Below are 18559 nucleotides of genomic sequence, written 5' to 3' on the forward strand. Positions count from 1 at the left end.
GGGTGGTGTTGCGTAGGTGGAGCCGGCTGCCTCGCCGAGGGACGCCGCGGTCACGCCGCTTCGAACTCGACGAGCGAGCGCACCGGACCCAGGGCGGTCACCCGGCGCAGGGAGAGCCCGGCCTTGGCCGCCAGCTCGCGCAGCTGATCGGTGGTGCGCATCCGCCCGCCCAGATAGACGAGCATCCGCAGGTCCAGATCGGTCTGGTCGGTCTGCACGTCGAGCAGGCCTTCGAGGACCATCACCCGGCCGCCCGCGCCGACGGCCTCGGCGCAGCGCCGAAGAATCTCGGCCGCCCGCTCGTCGGGCCAGTTCAGCAGGACGTTGGCCAGCAGATACACATCGCCGCCGGCGGGCAGCGGATCGAAGAAGCTGCCGACCACCGCGCGGCACCGCTCCTGGAGCCCGGCGGCCGCGAAGTCCCGCTCGGCCGCCGCCGCGGGCCCCTCCAGGTCGAGGAGCGTTCCCCTCGCACCCGGGATACCGCCGACCACGGCCGCGAGCAGGTCGCCGCTGCCGCCGCCCACGTCGACGACATGCCGTACGTCCTGCCAGCCGCCCTGCGCCAGCAGCTCGGGGATCACCCACCGCATGCTCGCCGCCATCCGCCGGGCGAAGGACTCCGCGAGGGCGACGTCCGACTCGACGTCCGTCCAGAACTCCTGTCCGTACAGCGCGGAGTAGACGGGGGTGCCCGAGCGCACGGCGTCGAGCAGCCGGAACACCGCGACCTCACCCCGGCCGGTCGGACCGTCCAGCCGGAGCCAGTCACGGCCCGAGGCCGGGACGTCGTCGCGCAGCAGGGCACCGAGCTCAGTCGGTTCGTAACCTCCCTCGGGGAGCGGGCGGTAGATCCCGGCGTTCACCAGGTGACCGAGGAGACGGCCCAGCGCGACGGGGTCCACGTCCGCCTGGTGGGCCAGCGTCTCGACGGTGACCGCTCCGGCCGCCATGTGGTCCGAGAGTCCGAGCGTGGCGGCCACTCTGATCGCCATGGGGGTGATCAGATCGCTCTTCCTCAGTAACTCCTGCGACCAGGGGGGATTGGTGGGGGTATTTCCGGCCGTGGTGCTGGGGGAACTGCTCACTGCGTCCTCTCATGAAGGATGGGGACCTGTGGGGGGAGGGGGGATGCGTGAGGACCGGCGGCCCGGCGTCAGACGGTGCCGAACCACGTGGAGACGGCGGTGTTCAGCGACTCGCGCAGGTCGGCCTCCGGCAGGTCCCGGTCGGCGGCCCAGGCGACATAGCCGTCGGGGCGGACCAGCAGACCGGCCAGCTGCGGTTCCTGGGCGCACTCCGCCCGGACGTGCTGGAGCCGTCCGGCCCAGGAGACGCCCGCGGCCCACTTCTCGTACACCTGGCCGATCTCCGGCCCGCCGGTCAGGTCGAGCAGCAGACCGGTGCCGCGCTTCAGGAACCAGGGCAGGGCCTTCGTCCCCTCCTCGGTGTCCAGCTCCAGGTCACGGGCGAAGTCGCCGAGCAGCCGGTGCTCGGGGCCGTCGATCGGGTACCGGACGGTGACGCCGCTGAGCATCTCGGCGAGATACCGGTTCACCTGCTCCTTGCGCATGAGGTCGGTGAAGAGCTCACGCAGCGGGGTGACGTACGGGTCCGGGTTCATCAGCGCGATCTGCGCGCGGGTGTTGGCCAGTACCTTGCGGGCCGGCGCCTGACGCTCACGGTCGTAGCTGTCGAGCAGCCCCTCGGGCGCCCAGCCGTGCACGGTCGCGGCGAGCTTCCAGCCGAGGTTGAAGACGTCCTGGAGGCCGAGGTTGACGCCCTGGCCGCCCACCGGGAAGTGGGTGTGGGCGGCGTCGCCCGCGATCAGCAGCCGGCCCTCGCGGTAGCGGTCGGCCTGGCACGCGGAGTCGGTGAAGACGGAGAGCCAGCGCGGCGAGTGCGCTCCGAGGTCGCTGCCCCAGACCTCGCGCAGGCTCGCGGTCAGCTCGTCCAGGGTGAGTTCCGCGCCCGGCTCCCGCTCCGCCTGGAAGTCGAAGGTGGACACCCGGTGGTACGTGTCGTCCAGCGGCACGCAGAACAGCAGGCCGCGCTCGGTGCGCTCCATGCCCATGGGTGCGTTCTCACGGTCGGTGAGGATCACGTCGCCGAGCCGGGCGGTGACCCGGCCGCCGGTTCCCGGGAAGGCGATGCCGGCTTCCTGGCGGACCAGGCTGCGCCCGCCGTCGCAGCCCACGGCGTACCGGGCGCGCAGGGTGTAGGCGCCGTCGGGGCCGGTCACCTCGGCCTCGACGCCGTCGGCGGTCTGGCGTATCGCGGTGACCTCGTGGCCCCGGCGGATCTCGGCGCCGAACTCGGTGGCGCGCTCCTCGAGGAGCCGTTCGGTCCTGGTCTGCTCGGAGAGCAGGGCGTAGCCGTGCGCGCTGTCGAGGGTGGAGAAGTCGACCCATTCGTCGAGGCCGGCGAAGTGGCCGTTGTTCCAGGAGCGGGCGCCCTCGCGGAACCGTTTGAGCAGGCCGCGCCGGTCGAGCGACTCGAGGGAGCGGGCGTGCAGGCCGAAGGCCTTGGAGTGCGGGGTGCGCTCGGGCAGTCGCTCGACCACCACGGCCCGGACGCGGGAGATGCGGAGTTCGGCGGCGAGCAGCATGCCGACGGGGCCGCCGCCGACGATGAGCACATCGAAGTCGAAGTCGGGGTCGTAGTCGATCTCGAAGTCGCGATCGGACGTCTCGGTGGGCATGAGTGGATTCCCTCTCTCAGGTATGTGTTCGTCAGCAGGTATATGCTTTACGTCATGCAGTCGATTGAGAGCATACAGATGCTCGTCTGACGTAATCAACTCGCTTAGAATGCGGACATGGACACTTCGACCCAGCCCCCGCCGCGGGCAGCGGAACTGCTCGACGCTGTCGGCCCCGCCTTCTCTCGACTGCGGCGCGCGCAGGCGCTGAACGTCGAGAAGCAGGTGTCCCGCAAGGACTTCACCAGGACCCTGGTCCTCAACATCGTTCAGGACGGGCCCGACGAGGAGGGCCAGGAGATCACCGTCGGCGTGGTGGGCGAACGCCTGGCCGTGGACCCCTCCGTGGCCAGCCGGATGGTCTCCGACTGCATCTCCGCCGGCTATCTGATCCGCGCGGCCTCACAGCGCGACGGCCGCCGTACGATCCTCCAGCTCACCCCGGAGGGCAACGAGACGCTCGTCCGTTTCCGCCGCCACCAGCGCGCGGCCTTCGAGCGCATCACCCAGGACTGGCCGGAGCAGGAACGCCTCGAGTTCGCCCGCCTGCTCATCAAGTACGTCGATTCCGTCGGCGAGCTGCAGAACGACCCGGGCTCCGCCTGAACCCCCCTGGACGCTGGAACGGGCCCCGGCACACTGCCGGGACCCTTTTCCGCCTCCTCACCCCCGTGCGAGGACCCTCCGCAGTACCGCCGTCAGCGTCGCGGTCTCCTCGCCGCCGGGGTCCGCGCCCGTCGAGCGCCAGGCGACGACACCGTCCGGGCGGACCAGGACGGCACCCTCGGGGCGCACCCCGCCGTAGCGCTCGGACCAGCTGCCGTCCGGGTCGGACAGGGTGCCGGCACCGCCGCCCGAGCCCGGCACCACGCGCCGCGCGGAGAGCTTCACCCCCAGGTCCGCGGAGGCGGCGACGGCGGCCGACATCCACTCCCGGCCGCGCTCCCCGACCAGCAGCACGAAGTCACGCCCGAACAGGTCGAGCGTGGAGACGGGTTCACCGCCGCGCGACAGCTCCGCGTACGGCGCGCGGGTCCCCGGCGCGCCGCGCAGCGCCCGCGGATCGGAGGCGACCGGAAGGTCCGCGCTCCCCGGTTCCCCGACGACCGCGGCGGACCGGTAGGCCTGCCCCGTCGTCACGGTCACCGCGTCCGCCGCGGCGGCCTGCTGCTCCGGGGTGGCGGTTCCGGACCGCACGGCGAGCTGCAGGGAACCCTGCTCGGCCGTGTAGACCGCCACGGGCCGCCGCTCGGCGTCGTACGTCTCGACGAGGCCGGCCCCCGCGACGCCGTCGACCACCAGAGCGAGCTTCCAGGCGAGGTTGTGGGCGTCGGCGATACCGGTGTTGGCTCCGTAACCGCCGGTCGGCGGCACGACATGGGCCGCGTCCCCGGCGAGCAGCACCCGCCCGTGCACGAACCCCTCGGCGACCTGCTCCGCCATGTCCCAGGGGAAGCGGGAACGGATCGTCACCTCGACCCCGGGCGCTCCGATCGCGGCACCCACCAGCTCGGCGCAGCGGGCGTCGGTGAAGTCCTCCAGGCTCTCCCCGTCCTCGGGCCGGTACCCGACGATCAGCGTGCCCCCGGTCAGCGTGTCGTCATGGACGAGGATCCCCGTGACCTGGGGATTCTTCACATGGACCACGCTGTAACGGCGCTCCCCCAGCACGGGCCGCAGATCCGCGCCGAACGCGATGCTCACATGGCGGGACAGCACCCCGCGCCCCTGCCGGGGCACCTTCAGTGCCTCCCGGACGGTGCTGCGCGGCCCGTCGCAGGCGACCAGGTAGGAGCTGCGGAAGGTGCTGGTGCCGGCCCCGTCACCGAGGACGGCGGTGACCCCGTCCGGGTCCTCCGAGAAGGACAGCAGTTCGGTACCGAACCGGAGGTCGGCGCCGAGTTCGACGGCACGGTCCCGCAGCAGCGGCTCCAGCCGGTCCTGCGGCAGCAGGAGCAGCCGGGACGGGGTGAGGTCGCCGAGCTCGTCGCCGCCCTCCAACTCCTCCTTGCTGAACAGCACCTCACCCGCCAGGGAGGTCACCCCGGCCCGGGTACGGTGCGTCGCGAAGCCCGCGGCCTCCCGTACGGCTGCCTCCTCGATCCCGGCCTGACGCAGCAGTTCCCCGGTGCGCGGGTAGTAGCCGACCGCCCGCGGATGGATGGAGGTGCCCGGATGGCGTTCCACCAGGGTGCAGCGGACCCCGTGTCGGGCGAGGAAGAGGGCGGTGGACAGCCCGACCAGACTTCCGCCGACGATCAGCACGGGCGCGTTCGGTACGGATACGTTCGGTACGGGTGCGTGGCTGGAACTCGGAGTCATCGCGCGATCCCTCTCTCGGTACGGACGTCGGTCCTGCTCACGGAGTCGGAAGTCCGGCCTTGCCGAGCGCGAGGTAGTCGACGACCTCCCAGTGCTCGGCCACCTTCCCGTTCTCGATCCGGAACTGGTCGCAGGTGCGCATCTCGAGGGGCAGACCGGAGGGGCCGCCACCGCTCCAGGCGCCGGTGAGCGTGCCGGTCCAGGTCACGAAGACCATCACCCGGTCGTCGGCGGCGACGAGGTGGTCCACGGTGGTGACCAGGTCGGGGAAGGCCGCGAGGTTGTCCGCGAAGAACGCCTTGAACGCGTCGAGCCCGTCCGGCACCGCGTCCGTACGCATGTTGTGGTGCCGGTAGTCCTGGTGGTAGTAGCGCTCGGCGAGGTCCAGCCGGTGTTCGCTGAAGACGTCGCGGTAGGCGCCGAGCACCAGCTCCGCGTTGGCCCGCTCGGTGTCGCTGTGCGGTCCGTGCAGCCCGGGCGCGGCCGGCTGACCGCTCTGCTGCGGACCGCAGTCCACGCCGTGCGCGGCGAGCACGTCCCGGTCGACCACGTTCCAGTGCTCGGCGACCCGGCCGTCCCGCAGGCGGTACAACTCGGCGGTGTGCAGCCTGAGCTCGGCTCCCGCCCGGGTGCGTCCGGTCCAGGTGGCGAACAGCATCACCCGGTCGTGGTCGGCGACCAGATGGTCGATGTCCGCGCGCAGCCCCCGGAACTCACTGTCCGGTGCCTTCCGGTCCATCGGGTCGTGCTCGGTGAAGTCGGCATGGAAGAAACGGCCGGCCTCCTCGAAACGGTGCTCGCGGTAGAGCGTCCCGTACAGATCGCGGACCAGCTCGGCGTTGCGTGTGCGCTGGCCGGCGGGGCTCACAGTGGTCATGGGTTCCTCTCGGATCGGCTCGAAACAGCGGGGTACGGCCGGCGACGACGGCCCGTTGGGCGCTCAGGCCTTGAGCGCGTACGTCGACCAGTAGGAGTCGGCCTCGAAGCCGAGCTTCTTGTTCAGCGCGACGACGGCCGTGTTGGCGGTGTCGTTGAAGACCTGGACCAGCGCGAGGCGGCCGTTCTCCCGGGCCGCGCCCAGCAGCAGTTCGGCCTTCAGCCAGGTGGCCAGGCCCCGCCGCCGGTGCTGCGGCAGCACCAGCGTCTCGCCGGCGTCCGCCATCGGGCTGTCCCGCACGAACAAGGTGCTGTACGCGACGATCGCGGTGCCGTGCTCGGGCAGCGCCGCCACCACGTGCGGCAGGTGTCCGGCCCGCTCCGCCTCGGCCTCTCGCGCCCGTACGTCGCCCGCGGACGGACGCCGCAGCCGGGCCTGGCCGTTGACCCGCTCCTCCAGGCCGCTCCAGGCCCGCGCGTAGGACTCGACGAGGTCGTCGGGGCAGGGCCCGTGCCACGAAACCAGCCGGTACCCGGGCACCGGCTGGGCCACCGCGGCCTCCAACACCGCACGGGCGGGGCCGGTCGGCCGCAGCCGGTTGCGCACGCTCTCGCCGACGAGGTCCGCCCCGAGCTCCGCCGCGAAGCGCTCACCGGCCGCCGCCCTGGGGGCGTCGGCCAGCAACAGCGTCCGTCCCCGCTCCCGCAGAGCCGTCAGCCCCGCGGCCGCCAGGGCCCGCCCGGCCCCACGCCGCCGGAAGCCGGGAAACACCCACAGCGAACCGTGCCCCGGCCCGTCCGGATCCCCCAGGTCGAGACCCAGCTTCAGCACACCGGCCGGGGTGTCCCCGTCGAACGCGACGAGCACGATCCGCTCCGTCCCGTGCCGCCGCTGGAACAGCCGCGCGAGCAGCGCCTCAGTCACCGGCGGATCGCCGGGCAGTTCCCGGCTCATGGTCTCCCGGAACCCGGGAAGCAGGGCGGCGATGGTCGCCGGCTCATCGCCGTCAAGGCTACGAATCTCCATGCGCCACACCGTGTCCCGTCCCTCTCGAAGCACCGTCGAGGAGAACTCGACGGCGCACGAGCGCGGAGGCGGGCCGGTTCGGCTCACTCGTCGTGCAGGGTGATGGCCTGCACCGGGCAGGCCCGGGCCGCCTCCTCCACCAGGGGATCACCGGCCTGTTCGGCGCCGCCCGGCAGCAGCTGCCCCACGCCGTCCTCGTCCTGGGTGAACACCTCGGGGGCCGTCATGGCACACATGGCGGCACCGATACACCGGTCCGTCGCGACACTGATGCCCATACCTGACCCCTCACTCACCATTCGACGGGGAGTTCGGCGACTCCCTGCAGCACGTACGGGGCGTTCAAGGGCAGTTGGTCGGAGCGCAGCGGAACCCGCAGGCCCGGGATGCGCCGGAAGAGGGTGCGAAAAGCGATCTCCATCTCCGCGCGGGCCAGGTTCTGGCCGATGCACTGGTGGATGCCGTAGCCGAAGGCGACATGGCGTCCGGCGGAGCGCCGGACGTCGAAGGAGTCGGGGTCCTCCCAGGCCCGGGGGTCCCGGTTCATCAGCATGGTTGACATGGCCACGCCGTCACCGGCCGTGATGGTCCGCCCCGCGATGTCGATGTCCTCGGCCGCCACCCGCATCAGCACGTCGCCGATGGAAGTGAAACGCATCAACTCCTCGACAGCGCCCGGCAGCAGGGACTCGTCCGCCCGCAACAGCGCCAGCTGATCGGGATGTTCGAGGAGCGTCACGGTCCCCAGCGCGATCATGTTCGAGGTGGTCTCGTGCCCCGAGACGAGCAGCAGCGAGCAGATCATCGCCAGTTCCTGGCGGTCGACCGAGCCCTCGGACAGCTGATGGGCGATCAGTTCGTCGATCAGGCCGTCGCCCGGCTGCTTCTCCTTCTTCACGATCAGGTCGTACAGATAGGCCAGGATCTCGGTGAAGGCCGTACGGGCCACCTCCGCCTCGCCCTCACCCGAGGAGGACAGCACGTGCCGGGACCGCTCGTCGAAGTATCCGCGGTCCTCGAACGGCACCCCGAGCAGGGCGCAGATCACGGCCGAGGGCAGCGGAAGCGCGTACTGGGACAGCAGTTCGGCGGGGCTGCCCCGGTCGAGCATCTCGTCGATCAGAGCCTCGGCGATCCGCTCGATCTCGGGGCGCAGTCCGGCGACCCGCCGGATACCGAAGCCCGGGATCACCATGCGTCGCTGGCGGCCGTGCTCGGGATCGTCCACACCGACCAGCGGGGGCGCGGCCCGCTGCTGCGTCTGGGCGGCGATACGCGGGGCCAGGAACGGGAAGCCGGGATGCAGGACGTCGGAGGACAGCCGCGGATCCGGGAACAGGGCCCGGCCCACCTCGTTGCCGGTGACCAGCCACACCTGGCGTCCGTCGTAGAGCGTGACCTTGGTGAGGGGCCCGCGCTCGCGCAACTCCCCGTAGCCGACGGGCATCTGGTAGGGGCAGGCCCGGGCCATCGGATAGGCCGGCGCCTCGGTCCCCGCGTCCGGCCTGATGGTCTGCGTCATGGTGTGCCTCCTGGGTCGGTTCCCGACACAGGCCATTGCGCCCCGCCGCTCTTGAGGACGTTTGGAAGATCCCTGGAGGCGACGGGGCTCGGTACGGCGTGACGGCGGAGCCTCGTTCAGGCTCCGCCCGTCACCCGAAGCGTCTCGCCGTTGGTGTTGCCGTTGGCGGCCGAGCCGAGGAAGACGACGGCGCGGGCCACGTCCTCCGGCGCCGACATCCGCCCCGACGGCAGGCTCCTGCCCTTCTCCTCCAGAAAGCCGGGCGGCACGTGCGCGCGAACGGTCTCGGTGCTGGTCTGGCCCGGCACCACCATGTTGACCAGAATCCCCTCGGGCCCCAGTTCCCAGGCCAGACTCCGCATCAGCCCGAACAGCGCGGACTTGCCCGCGCCGTACGCTCCCGCGCCCGCCTTGCCGGTGTCCGCGAGGCCCGCGCCGAGCAGCACGACCCGGCCCCACGGGCGCTCGCGCATCCACGGCAGCACCGCCTGCAGGGTGTGGAACACCGCCTCGACGGAGTTGCGCAGCACCTCCTGCCACTGCTTCGCCGGCACGTCCTCGAAGCGCGGCACCGGCCTCCCGGGACGCGGAATCGCCTCGCTCCACACGACCGCGTTGGCCACCAGCACGTCGATGCCGCCCCACTCCTCGGCGACCCGCTCCACCGCCTCCCGCATGCACCGCTCGTCCGCGAGGTCGTAGCGCACCACCAGCGGCGTGCCACCCGCCTCGGTCACCAGCCGTGCCGTCTCCCGGGCACCGTCCTCGTTCGAGTGGTACGTGATCGCGACCCTGGCCCCCTCCTCCCCGTACGCCACTGCCGTCGCCCGGCCGATGCCCGAGGAGGCGCCGGTGACCAGCACCACCTTGTTCCGCAGATCCGTCCTCATGACTCCACCTCGGTCGTCGGGGCACTGTGGCCGATGCTCTGGGTGTGCCGGAAGAAGTCCTCCGGGTCGTAGGCCCGCTTCACCTCGCGCAGCCGGACCCGGTTCTCCCCGAAGTACTCCGTCTCCCAGTCCTCACCCACCCGGGAACTGGGGAAGTTGATGTACGAGCCGCAGGCGAGCGGCGCCAGGGCCCCCGCCGCGCGGTCGGACAGGGCGGTCAGCCGCGCCGGTGCCGCCGGGTCCGTCGCCGCGTCACGGCAGGCGAACTGGTAGCCGATCAGGAACCGCGCGTCCCGGTGGGCGTAGGCGGTCGCGGTCCTCGGCACCCGGTTCGCCGCGCCGCCGAGCGCGATGCACAGCAGGTAGCGTTCCTGGCCCGCGGCGTCCAGCGTGGGATCCCACGCGTCGAGCAGCGCCGCCGACTCCGCACGGGTCGCGGCCCGGCCGGTCAGCCGGTAGCTCTGCCGGGTGTACGGATGCCGGTGCCCCTCGGCCTCGGGCCCGGTACCGGTGCGATGGCACTGGGCCACGGTCTGGGAACCGCACAGCGCCTCGTGCATCACCTCGGCATAGTCGCCCCGCGGGCCGACCGTCCTGCTCAGCGGCTTGCTCCCGGCCCGTTCCGCCAGTTCGTCCAGGGCGGCCCGCACGTGCTCCGCCGTCCCCAGGTGCACCCCCCAGACCCGGACCACGGGACGCCCGCCGGGCCCGAACATGCCGGGCAGCACCACCAGTGAGGTGCCGAGCTCGTCCGGCCCGTCCGCGGCCCACTCCTGCCAGGCCGTCAGCACCTCCACGGCGTCCTCGTACGCCCAGAGCGTCTCGAACCCGGTCAGCACGGCCGCGTCGACCGGGGACACCTCGAACTCGGTGACGACCCCGAAGGTGCCTCCTCCGCCGCCGCGCAGCGCCCAGTACAGATCGGGTTCCTCGGTGGCCGAGCAGCGCACGGTCCTGCCGTCCGCGAGCACCACGCGCGCCGCGGTGACCCGGTCACTGCCCAGCCCGAAGCTCCTCGTCTGCCAGCCGATCCCGCCGCCGGTCAGAAACCCGCCCGCACTGACCGTGGGAAACGTCCCGGTGACGATCTGCCGACCCTGGGTCCGCAGGGCGTCCAGCGCGTCCAGCGACTGGACGCCCGCCCCGAGCCGCACCGTGGTCCCCTCAGCCACGGCGTGGTTCATCCGGGACAGGTCGACGACCAGCCCCTCGCCCGTCGACCAGCCGTTGAAGCTGTGGCCGCCGCCCCGGACGTGCAATCGCAGCCCCTGGTCCCGGGCATGGCGCACACAGAGCGCTACGTCCCGCTCGGAGGCGCAGTACGCGACGGCGTGCGGCTCGATCGTGTCGTACTCGGTGTTCTGGATCTGTCTGGCCAGGGCGAAGCCCGCATCGTCCGGCAGGACCAGCTCGCCGCCGATACGGTCCCGCAGCGCCGCCGCCCGCATCAGTCGTCGATGCCGAACTTGCCGGCGGTCACCTTGGAGCCCGCGTGGCCACGCAGCTTGGTGCCCTGCGGGTCGAAGAACTCCGCACCGCCGGTGCCCTGCCACTCGGTGTCCGAGACGAACTCCCCCGACACCCGGACATGTGCCTCCCCGACGTGCTTGCCCTCGGGGTCGGCGGCCAGGATGTGGAAGCCGTACTCGAAGGTGTCGGGGCCCGTGGAGCGCCAGGTGCCGAGGCCGATGTTCTTGGTGTTGAGCTGGGTGGAGACGACCGAGCCGTCCGACGAGAAGGAGACGAGTCCGGGGACGGCCTTTCCGTCGTCGTCCAGCTGCGTGGTCCAGGTACCGACCAGACGTGCGTCGCTCATCACAGTTCTCCTCGGGAAGTGGGATGTTGCGGCCAGGCTTCCGGCCCGCTCTGGAGAGGCGCTCGAGACGCTCTGTAGGTGGGCGGCCCGTCCTCCGGAGGACGGGACACGGGGCCGAACTCCGGATGCCACAGGCCGGCCACATGCATGGACCCGAAAGCGACCAGAGCCCGGTACACGGGCTCCAGGAAGTAACGCACCAGCCCTCGCCACACGGCGCCCAGCACGGTGCCGCGGTCCTCGCGGACACCCTTGTCGGGATGTCCGTCGGGCAGGACTTCGGGATTGAACGGACGAAGGGACACGACGCTCCTTGGTGTGAGTCCTGAGTCCTCGGGCGGGTCAGGCCGCGCAGACGGCCATCTCCACGCCGCCGTCGAAGGGCAGCGGCAGCGAGACGTAGCCGCTGCCGGGAACCCGGATGTGGGTCAGGAACTCCGCGCCCCGCGCCGGAACGTCACAGACGCCGTACGCCACCACCACCGCCCCCGGCAGCATCCTGGGCTCCACCAGCTTCAGCAGTGTCAGGAAGGACTCCGGCGGACCGCCGAGCACCAGCAGGTCGACCGGCCCGGGAACAGCCGGCAGCAACCGCTCCGGACTGCCCACCCGCACCTGCGCGTACGGTCCGAGCCCTGCCTTCTCGACCGCCGCCGCGGCCACCTCGGCCCGTACGGTGTCCGGCTCGCAGCACACGACCCGGCCCCTCCCGTTCTCCCGCAGCGCCGCCGCGATCCACGCGGTGGACGACTCGGCCGGACAGCCGGCCTGGAGCACATTGAGCGGCCCGGCCGCCAGCACCAACTGCCGGAGAAGGGTCGCGGTGCCGGCTTCGCGGGAAGGGACGGCGTGGGCTTCGGTGGAAGACGCGGTGGAACATGCGGCATCGGGCATGCGGAACTCCCCGTCACGAGTGTCGAGACATTCGAGATCTCCCGGCCGAGCGTTCCAGACCCCGCCCCCACGGGCGACGTCCCTGGACCACGCCCCGAGCGAGCCTCCAGCCGCCTTCCAGCCCCCCGCACCCGGCTCGTTTTCAGGGCCCAGCTCATCCTCTGATACGCTGCTCCAGCGACGTCACCCCAGCTGACGAACCCCTCCGCACTCACCAGTGAGAGCGGCGGAAACTCGGTGGGGACACGCGAAACCTTGTGGGACACTGGGTACACCGGTTCGCACAACAGCAAGGTCCTGTGGAGCAGTTTGGAGTGCTCGCCACCCTGTCAAGGTGGAGGCCGCGGGTTCAAATCCCGTCAGGACCGCTGAGGTTTCCTCGGAAACCTCGTGGCTGGGTAGCTCAGTTGGTACGAGCGATCGCCTGAAAAGCGATAGGTCGCCGGTTCGACCCCGGCCCCAGCCACAACCAAGGCCCCGATCTTCGGATCGGGGCCTTCTTGTACGTCGCACTCGTACGACGGACGCAAAAGCGTTCGCCACGAAAATCCCCGGGATGAGATCCTGGACCGCGTATGTCTACGCACCCCGCCCCCGGCGCCTCCGCTCCGGGCACCCCTGACCTCGGCGCTCTCGCCCCCCGCCTGACCGAGCTGGCCCTGCGCGACGCGCACCGGCTCGGGCGCAGGCTCGAAGGTGCGCGCCGGATCCGTAAGCCGGAGGCTCGCGCCGCCGTTCTCGACGAGATCGAGGCGGAGGTGGCGAAGGCCGAGGAGCGGATAAGTGCGCGGCGCGGGCGGGTGCCCGCGGTGAGCTATCCCGAGCAGCTGCCGGTCAGCCAGAAGAAGGACGTGATCGCGGAGGCCATCCGTGATCACCAGGTCGTGATCGTCGCCGGTGAGACCGGGTCCGGGAAGACCACCCAGATCCCCAAGATCTGTCTCGAGCTGGGGCGCGGCGTCAGGGGCATGATCGGGCACACCCAGCCCCGTCGTATCGCCGCCCGTACCGTCGCCGAGCGGGTCGCGGAAGAGCTCGACACGCCTCTGGGCGAAGCCGTCGGCTGGAAGGTGCGGTTCACCGACCAGGTGAACCCGCAGGCCACCTTCGTCAAGCTGATGACGGACGGCATCCTGCTCGCCGAGATCCAGACCGACCGCGAGCTGCTCGCCTACGACACGATCATCATCGACGAGGCCCACGAGCGGTCCCTCAACATCGACTTCCTGCTGGGGTACCTCGCCCAGCTGCTGCCCAAGCGGCCGGATCTGAAGGTCGTCATCACCTCGGCGACCATCGATCCCGAGCGCTTCTCCCGGCACTTCGGCGACGCCCCGATCGTCGAGGTCAGCGGGCGGACGTATCCCGTGGAAGTGCGCTACCGGCCCCTCCTCGAAGACGACTCCGACGATTCCGACCGCGACCAGATCACCGCGATCTGCGACGCCGTCGAGGAGCTCCAGGCCGAGGGCAAGGGCGACATCCTCGTCTTCCTCTCGGGGGAGCGGGAGATCCGCGACACCGCGGACGCGCTGGAGAAGAGGAAGTACCGGTTCACCGAGGTGCTTCCCCTCTACGCCCGGCTCTCGCACGCCGAGCAGCATCGCGTCTTCCAGCAGCACACCGGGCGCAGGATCGTTCTGGCCACCAACGTCGCCGAGACCTCCCTCACCGTCCCGGGCATCAAGTACGTCATCGACCCCGGCTTCGCCCGCATCTCCCGCTACAGCCACCGCACCAAGGTCCAGCGGCTCCCCATCGAGGCGATCTCGCAGGCCAGCGCCAACCAGCGCAAGGGCCGCTGCGGGCGGACCAGCGACGGCATCTGCATCCGGCTGTACTCCGAGGACGACTTCCTCGCCCGGCCCGAGTTCACCGACGCCGAGATCCTCCGGACCAACCTGGCGTCCGTCATCCTGCAGATGACCGCCGCCGGCCTCGGCGACATCGAGAAGTTCCCGTTCATCGACCCGCCCGACCACCGCAACATCCGCGACGGCGTGCAGCTCCTGCAGGAACTGGGGGCGTTGGACCCGGCGCAGAAGGACGCACGCAAGCGGCTCACGGACACCGGCCGCAAACTCGCACAGCTCCCCGTCGACCCGCGCCTCGCGCGCATGGTCCTGGAGGCCGACAAGAACGGCTGTGTCCGCGAGGTCATGGTGATCGCGGCCGCGCTGTCCATCCAGGACCCGCGCGAGCGCCCCGCCGACAAGCAGACCCAGGCCGACCAGCAGCACGCCCGGTTCCGGGACGAGACGAGCGACTTCCTCGCCTATCTCAACCTGTGGCGGTACGTCCGTGAGCAGCAGAAGGAGCGAGGGTCCTCGTCCTTCCGGCGCATGTGCAAGCAGGAGTACCTGAACTTCCTGCGCATCCGCGAGTGGCAGGACATCTACTCGCAGCTGCGGACCGTCGCCAAGCAGATGGGCGTCCATCCGAACGAGGAGGACGCGGCTGGCCAGAGCGTCCACGTCTCCCTCCTCGCCGGTCTGCTCTCGCACGTCGGCATGAAGGACGTGAAGGACGGCAACAAGAACGAGTACCTGGGCGCGCGGAGTGCCAAGTTCGCGATCTTCCCGGGCTCGGCCCTCTTCAAGAAGCAGCCGCGCTTCGTGATGTCCGCGGAGCTGGTGGAGACCTCCCGTCTCTGGGCCCGCGTCAACGCCAAGATCGAGCCCGAGTGGGTCGAACCCCTCGCCGAGCACCTGCTGAAGCGCACGTACAGCGAACCGCACTGGGAGAAGGACCAGGCCGCGGTGATGGCGTACGAGAAGGTCACGCTCTACGGCGTCCCGATCATCGCCCAGCGCAAGGTCAACTACGGCCGGATCGACCCGGAGACCTCCCGCGAGCTTTTCATCCGCAACGCCCTGGTCGAGGGCGACTGGCGCACGCACCACAAGTTCTTCGCCGACAACCGCAAACTCCTCAGCGAGGTCGAGGAGCTGGAGCACCGCGCGCGGCGGCGGGACATCGTGGTCGACGACGACACGCTCTTCGACTTCTACGACGGGCGGGTGCCCGAACACGTCGTGTCCGGCGCCCACTTCGACTCCTGGTGGAAGCACAAGCGGCACGAGCAGCCCGACTTCCTCGACTTCGAGCGGGAGATGCTCATCCGGGAGTCGGCGGAGGCCGTCACCAAGGACGACTATCCGGACTCGTGGCGGCAGGGGCCGCTCAAGTTCCGGGTGACGTACCAGTTCGAGCCGGGCGCGGACGCCGACGGTGTGACCGTCCACATCCCGCTCCAGGTCCTCAACCAGGTCACCGACGAGGGCTTCGACTGGCAGATCCCGGGCCTGCGGGAAGAGCTGGTCACCGAGCTGATCCGGTCCCTCCCGAAGCCGATCCGCCGCAACTACGTGCCGGCGCCGAACTTCGCGAAGCGGTTCCTGGACACGGCCGCCCCACTGCAGGAGCCGCTCACCACGACGATGGCACGTGAGCTCAAGCGCATGGTCGGTGTCCCCTTCACTGCCGACGACTTCGACTGGTCCCGGGTCCCCGAGCACCTCCGCATCACCTTCCGGATCGTCGACGAGCGCCGCCGCAACCTGGCCGAGGACAAGGACCTGGAGGCGCTGAAGCTCCAGCTGAAGCCGAAGGCACGGCAGGCCCTCTCGCAGGCCGCTGCCGCCACCGCCGAGCGGCAGGGCGGCGAGTCCCTGGAGCGCAAGGGCCTCACCGACTGGACGATCGGCTCCCTCACCCGCGTCTTCGAGACCCGCCGCGCCGGCCAGCCGGTGAAGGCGTACCCGGCGCTGGTCGACGACGGGCCGAAGGCGAACACCGTCTCCGTACGGCTCTTCGACACGGAGGCCGAGCAGGCGGCGGCCATGTGGAAGGGCATGCGGCGGCTCATCATGCGCAACATCCCGGTCAACCCGGCGAAGTTCGCGAGCGACCGTCTGACGAACGCCCAGAAGCTCGCCCTGTCCGCGAATCCGCACGGCTCGGTCCAGGCGCTGTTCGACGACTGCGCGATGGCGGCGGCGGACAAGCTGATCGGCGACTTCGGGGGGCCGGTGTGGGACGAGGAGTCGTACCGGAAGCTGTACGACAAGGTGCGGGCGGAGATCGTCGACACGACGGTCCGTGCGGTCGGTCAGGTGGAACAGGTCCTTGCCGCCTGGCAGGCCTGTGAGCGCCGCCTGAAGACCGTCCGGAGCCCTGTGCTGCTGGCGAACCTCCAGGACGTACGGAGGCAGCTGGACGCCCTCGTGAAGCCCGGCTTCGTGACGGAGGCGGGCGTACGGCGTCTCCCCGACCTCATGCGCTACCTGGTGGCCGCGGACCGCCGGCTCCAGCAGATGCCGACCGGCGTCCAGCGGGACACCACCCGCATGGAGAAGGTCCACGAGATGCAGGACGAGTACGCCTGGCTGCTCGAGCAGATGCCCCAGGGCCGCCCGGTCCCCTCCTCGGTCCTGGACATCCGCTGGATGATCGAGGAGCTCCGCGTGAGCTATTTCGCCCACGCCCTCGGCACGGCGTACCCCGTCTCCGACAAGCGGATCGTGAAGGCGATCGACGCGGCCGTGCCGTAACGACGGTTTCACAGCGGGTGAGTTCGACCAGCGGGCTCACCCTCCTGTACAGTCTCTTCTCGCAGCGCAACGCAGGAATCGCACTGCGAAACCTGGTCCTGTGGAGCAGTTTGGAGTGCTCGCCACCCTGTCAAGGTGGAGGCCGCGGGTTCAAATCCCGTCAGGACCGCAGTGAAGAACAGAGAGCCCGGGTCTTCGGACCCGGGCTCTCCTGCGTTTCCCGGCTCCTTGCGGCCTCTTGCGGCTCCTCGCGGCCCCCTGCGGTCTTGACGCCGTCACTTTCGCTCGGTACCCAGAAACCAGGGCCCGCTTCCGTGCGGCCCCCTGGAGGTGGGGTATGGCGGCATCGGTCAGGCACGAGACTCGGGCATTGCTCCGTGCCCATCTGTCGGCCGCTTCCTCCTACCGCCATCTGACGCGTCACTGCCCGATCTGCCATCGCCTGCTGCGGCTGGCGATGGACGGCGCTCCAGGGGCCGCGCAGGCGCCGAAGGAGAGCGTCGAGGGCGAGCGGCCGGCGAGTGCCTGACCGTCGCCCGGCCCAACACCCGCTCCGCCGCGGGGCGGTGGCAGGCGTGCCTCCTCTAGCGCACATGAGCCAGTGGCAACAAGGACTCTGGCATGTGACGGGTGTCACCGCATGAGTTTTTGAAACTGCGGTACTTACGCCTCACCTACAACTGGTCAATTTAATATGTGCAATTGCACCAGTGCCCGACGGGCGCCCACAGGAGATCCGACAGCCCTCCCCAGACTCCGACAAGCCCGCTCACAGACCCGCCCCACCGGCCACGCCATGAACACAAAAAAGATCGCGCTGGACCCGGCGGAGTCCAGCGCGATCGACGACGCACCCTGTCACTGCTTGGAAAGCCCGGAGGGGCTTGGGCGTGAGCTCTGTTGGGGCAGAGCCCGCGTCGCTTGGAGCTAGGGGCCCGGACGCCGCGGCAAGTTGGGGGACCTGCCGGTTTTGCCCGGATATTCAGTTGTTCAGGCCTCGCTGCGCTGCTGCGGGATACCCGCGAGCAGCGCGCGGACCTCAGCCTCGCGGTAACGGCGATGCCCGCCGAGCGTGCGGATGGATGTGAGCTTGCCGGCCTTCGCCCACCGCGTGACCGTCTTCGGGTCGACGCGGAACATCGTGGCGACCTCAGCCGGGGTCAGCAGCGGCTCGGCATCAGGGGTGCGAGCGGTCATGAGCGGCCTCCTCGGATGAACCGAACCTTCTCGGTTCTTTCCTCTAAATTCTGCACCTTGACCCGCGTTGCCCGAAATGGCGGACGCGAGTCGAGTCGGTTATAGGACGAACGGCTTGTCCTCGGCACTACAACTACACCATCTGTCCAGCCGCGTCGGCCAAACCGATGGAATTGCCCCTCCAGGTGTTCATCAGCGACGGAAGCCGATGGACCATGCCATAGCGGACAGTCACGCCACTGTGACGATCAGTCACAGGACGATCAGGAGTCATCAGACCCCCCAAAGCGTGCAATGCTGAGATTCCGCCCGTGCTGTGACAGAACGGGACGGACAGAGTTCCCCCGGACTCCTTGTCCTATTTTGGCATGAGGAGGGGCAAGGGGCGCAAGGGCCGCGTACGTGCGGTCCGTCACGCTTGACAGCAAAGGCCCCGGATCGGGACCAACATCCCTTGTTGACGAAACCTCAGGACATACCGAGGACATACCTCGGTCCGAGGACGAAACCCCAAAACGGGCGTCAGGTCAAACGTCAGTTCGTGACCTACGGCACGTTCAGTTGGCCGACCGGCGGTTCCGCACCGACCGCCACCGCTCCACGAGCCGCGCGTACGCCTCGCCCGCCGTGACCCCGTCACCGCTTCGTAGCGCCGCGATGCCCTCGGCCACGTCGGCCGCCGAGTGGTCGTCCTCCAGCTCGCCGGCCGGCAGCGTGTGCACCAGGCCGCCGTAGTCCAGCTCCACCAGCGAGCGCGGGTG

15 protein-coding genes, 3 tRNA genes and 1 pseudogene are annotated in these 18559 nt (G+C 70.3%); 6 read left to right on the plus strand and 13 right to left on the minus strand.

The window, feature by feature from the left end; genetic code table 11:
• Positions 1 to 50 precede the first annotated feature (50 nt).
• On the minus strand, positions 51 to 995 hold the full coding sequence (locus ACFWWR_RS35535; RefSeq protein WP_384307657.1) for a methyltransferase: 945 nt from the start codon (positions 993 to 995) through the stop codon (positions 51 to 53).
• A 161-nt stretch (positions 996 to 1156) separates the two neighbouring features.
• Positions 1157 to 2701 carry an FAD-dependent monooxygenase gene (locus ACFWWR_RS35540; RefSeq protein WP_383862750.1) on the minus strand — a complete coding sequence of 515 codons (1545 nt, stop codon included), beginning with the start codon at positions 2699 to 2701 and terminating at the stop codon, positions 1157 to 1159.
• Between the two features lie 117 nt (positions 2702 to 2818).
• Between ACFWWR_RS35540 and ACFWWR_RS35545 the strand changes: the two genes are divergently transcribed.
• A complete protein-coding gene (locus ACFWWR_RS35545) occupies positions 2819 to 3307 on the plus strand; it encodes a MarR family winged helix-turn-helix transcriptional regulator (protein ID WP_383862747.1) in 489 nt (162 codons plus the stop codon).
• Between the two features lie 57 nt (positions 3308 to 3364).
• Here ACFWWR_RS35545 and ACFWWR_RS35550 read toward each other — a convergent pair whose 3' ends face one another.
• The 9 genes from ACFWWR_RS35550 to ACFWWR_RS35590 form a co-directional block, all read right to left on the minus strand.
• Entirely contained in the window at positions 3365 to 5023 is a 1659-nt protein-coding gene (locus ACFWWR_RS35550; protein WP_383862744.1) for an FAD-dependent oxidoreductase, read from the minus strand.
• Positions 5024 to 5060: 37 nt separating this feature from the next.
• Positions 5061 to 5900, minus strand: a complete 840-nt coding sequence (locus tag ACFWWR_RS35555; protein WP_383862742.1) for an ester cyclase — start codon at positions 5898 to 5900, stop codon at positions 5061 to 5063.
• A 63-nt stretch (positions 5901 to 5963) separates the two neighbouring features.
• A complete protein-coding gene (locus ACFWWR_RS35560) occupies positions 5964 to 6926 on the minus strand; it encodes a GNAT family N-acetyltransferase (protein ID WP_383862739.1) in 963 nt (320 codons plus the stop codon).
• Between the two features lie 83 nt (positions 6927 to 7009).
• A complete protein-coding gene (locus tag ACFWWR_RS35565; RefSeq protein ID WP_384307660.1) occupies positions 7010 to 7225 on the minus strand; it encodes a ferredoxin in 216 nt (71 codons plus the stop codon).
• Positions 7219 to 8448: a cytochrome P450 gene (locus ACFWWR_RS35570; RefSeq protein WP_384307662.1), complete on the minus strand. Its 1230-nt coding sequence runs from the start codon at positions 8446 to 8448 to the stop codon at positions 7219 to 7221. Before ACFWWR_RS35570 ends, ACFWWR_RS35565 begins: the two co-directional genes overlap by 7 nt.
• A 116-nt stretch (positions 8449 to 8564) precedes the next feature.
• A complete protein-coding gene (locus tag ACFWWR_RS35575; RefSeq protein WP_384307665.1) occupies positions 8565 to 9338 on the minus strand; it encodes an SDR family NAD(P)-dependent oxidoreductase in 774 nt (257 codons plus the stop codon).
• Positions 9335 to 10786, minus strand: coding sequence for an FAD-binding oxidoreductase (locus ACFWWR_RS35580; RefSeq protein ID WP_384307668.1), 1452 nt, complete (start codon positions 10784 to 10786; stop codon positions 9335 to 9337). The genes ACFWWR_RS35575 and ACFWWR_RS35580 overlap by 4 nt, the downstream gene beginning before the upstream one ends.
• Complete coding sequence (locus ACFWWR_RS35585) at positions 10786 to 11154, minus strand: hypothetical protein (protein WP_383862727.1); 369 nt, start codon at positions 11152 to 11154, stop codon at positions 10786 to 10788. Before ACFWWR_RS35585 ends, ACFWWR_RS35580 begins: the two co-directional genes overlap by 1 nt.
• 342 nt (positions 11155 to 11496) lie before the next feature.
• A complete protein-coding gene (locus ACFWWR_RS35590; protein WP_384307671.1) occupies positions 11497 to 12048 on the minus strand; it encodes an O-methyltransferase in 552 nt (183 codons plus the stop codon).
• Between the two features lie 293 nt (positions 12049 to 12341).
• On the opposite strand from ACFWWR_RS35590, the gene ACFWWR_RS35595 reads away from it, so the two are divergent.
• The 5 genes from ACFWWR_RS35595 to ACFWWR_RS35615 all read left to right on the plus strand — a co-directional run bounded on the left by ACFWWR_RS35595 (position 12342) and on the right by ACFWWR_RS35615 (position 17130).
• Positions 12342 to 12416 (plus strand) — tRNA-Asp (locus ACFWWR_RS35595).
• A 24-nt stretch (positions 12417 to 12440) separates the two neighbouring features.
• A tRNA-Phe gene (locus ACFWWR_RS35600) sits at positions 12441 to 12514 on the plus strand.
• Positions 12515 to 12623: 109 nt separating this feature from the next.
• On the plus strand, positions 12624 to 16601 hold the full coding sequence (hrpA, locus tag ACFWWR_RS35605; RefSeq protein WP_384307673.1) for an ATP-dependent RNA helicase HrpA: 3978 nt from the start codon (positions 12624 to 12626) through the stop codon (positions 16599 to 16601).
• Between the two features lie 94 nt (positions 16602 to 16695).
• Positions 16696 to 16770: transfer RNA gene (locus ACFWWR_RS35610), tRNA-Asp, on the plus strand.
• Between the two features lie 168 nt (positions 16771 to 16938).
• Positions 16939 to 17130, plus strand: a complete 192-nt coding sequence (locus ACFWWR_RS35615; protein WP_383862720.1) for a DUF6274 family protein — start codon at positions 16939 to 16941, stop codon at positions 17128 to 17130.
• A 461-nt stretch (positions 17131 to 17591) separates the two neighbouring features.
• On the opposite strand, the gene bldC is transcribed toward ACFWWR_RS35615, so the two are convergent.
• A complete protein-coding gene (bldC, locus tag ACFWWR_RS35620; protein WP_003949541.1) occupies positions 17592 to 17798 on the minus strand; it encodes a developmental transcriptional regulator BldC in 207 nt (68 codons plus the stop codon).
• Positions 17799 to 18355: 557 nt separating this feature from the next.
• Positions 18356 to 18559: pseudogene (locus tag ACFWWR_RS35625) on the minus strand (hypothetical protein); the annotation flags it as partial.

It is taken from the genome of Streptomyces sp. NPDC058678 (assembly GCF_042714835.1).
Lineage (GTDB): Bacteria > Actinomycetota > Actinomycetes > Streptomycetales > Streptomycetaceae > Streptomyces.

Bases quoted from the DNA above. Each gene is read 5' to 3' on its own strand.
- ACFWWR_RS35535 (WP_384307657.1), bottom strand. From the start codon at position 995: ATGGCGATCAGAGTGGCCGCCACGCTCGGACTCTCGGACCACATGGCG.
- ACFWWR_RS35575 (WP_384307665.1), bottom strand. From the start codon at position 9,338: ATGAGGACGGATCTGCGGAACAAGGTGGTGCTGGTCACCGGCGCCTCC.
- ACFWWR_RS35615 (WP_383862720.1), top strand. From the start codon at position 16,939: ATGGCGGCATCGGTCAGGCACGAGACTCGGGCATTGCTCCGTGCCCAT.
- ACFWWR_RS35540 (WP_383862750.1), bottom strand. From the start codon at position 2,701: ATGCCCACCGAGACGTCCGATCGCGACTTCGAGATCGACTACGACCCC.
- ACFWWR_RS35590 (WP_384307671.1), bottom strand. From the start codon at position 12,048: ATGCCCGATGCCGCATGTTCCACCGCGTCTTCCACCGAAGCCCACGCC.
- ACFWWR_RS35560 (WP_383862739.1), bottom strand. From the start codon at position 6,926: ATGGAGATTCGTAGCCTTGACGGCGATGAGCCGGCGACCATCGCCGCC.
- ACFWWR_RS35580 (WP_384307668.1), bottom strand. From the start codon at position 10,786: ATGCGGGCGGCGGCGCTGCGGGACCGTATCGGCGGCGAGCTGGTCCTG.
- ACFWWR_RS35570 (WP_384307662.1), bottom strand. From the start codon at position 8,448: ATGACGCAGACCATCAGGCCGGACGCGGGGACCGAGGCGCCGGCCTAT.
- ACFWWR_RS35545 (WP_383862747.1), top strand. From the start codon at position 2,819: ATGGACACTTCGACCCAGCCCCCGCCGCGGGCAGCGGAACTGCTCGAC.
- ACFWWR_RS35555 (WP_383862742.1), bottom strand. From the start codon at position 5,900: ATGACCACTGTGAGCCCCGCCGGCCAGCGCACACGCAACGCCGAGCTG.
- hrpA (WP_384307673.1), top strand. From the start codon at position 12,624: ATGTCTACGCACCCCGCCCCCGGCGCCTCCGCTCCGGGCACCCCTGAC.
- bldC (WP_003949541.1), bottom strand. From the start codon at position 17,798: ATGACCGCTCGCACCCCTGATGCCGAGCCGCTGCTGACCCCGGCTGAG.
- ACFWWR_RS35550 (WP_383862744.1), bottom strand. From the start codon at position 5,023: ATGACTCCGAGTTCCAGCCACGCACCCGTACCGAACGTATCCGTACCG.
- ACFWWR_RS35565 (WP_384307660.1), bottom strand. From the start codon at position 7,225: ATGGTGAGTGAGGGGTCAGGTATGGGCATCAGTGTCGCGACGGACCGG.
- ACFWWR_RS35585 (WP_383862727.1), bottom strand. From the start codon at position 11,154: ATGAGCGACGCACGTCTGGTCGGTACCTGGACCACGCAGCTGGACGAC.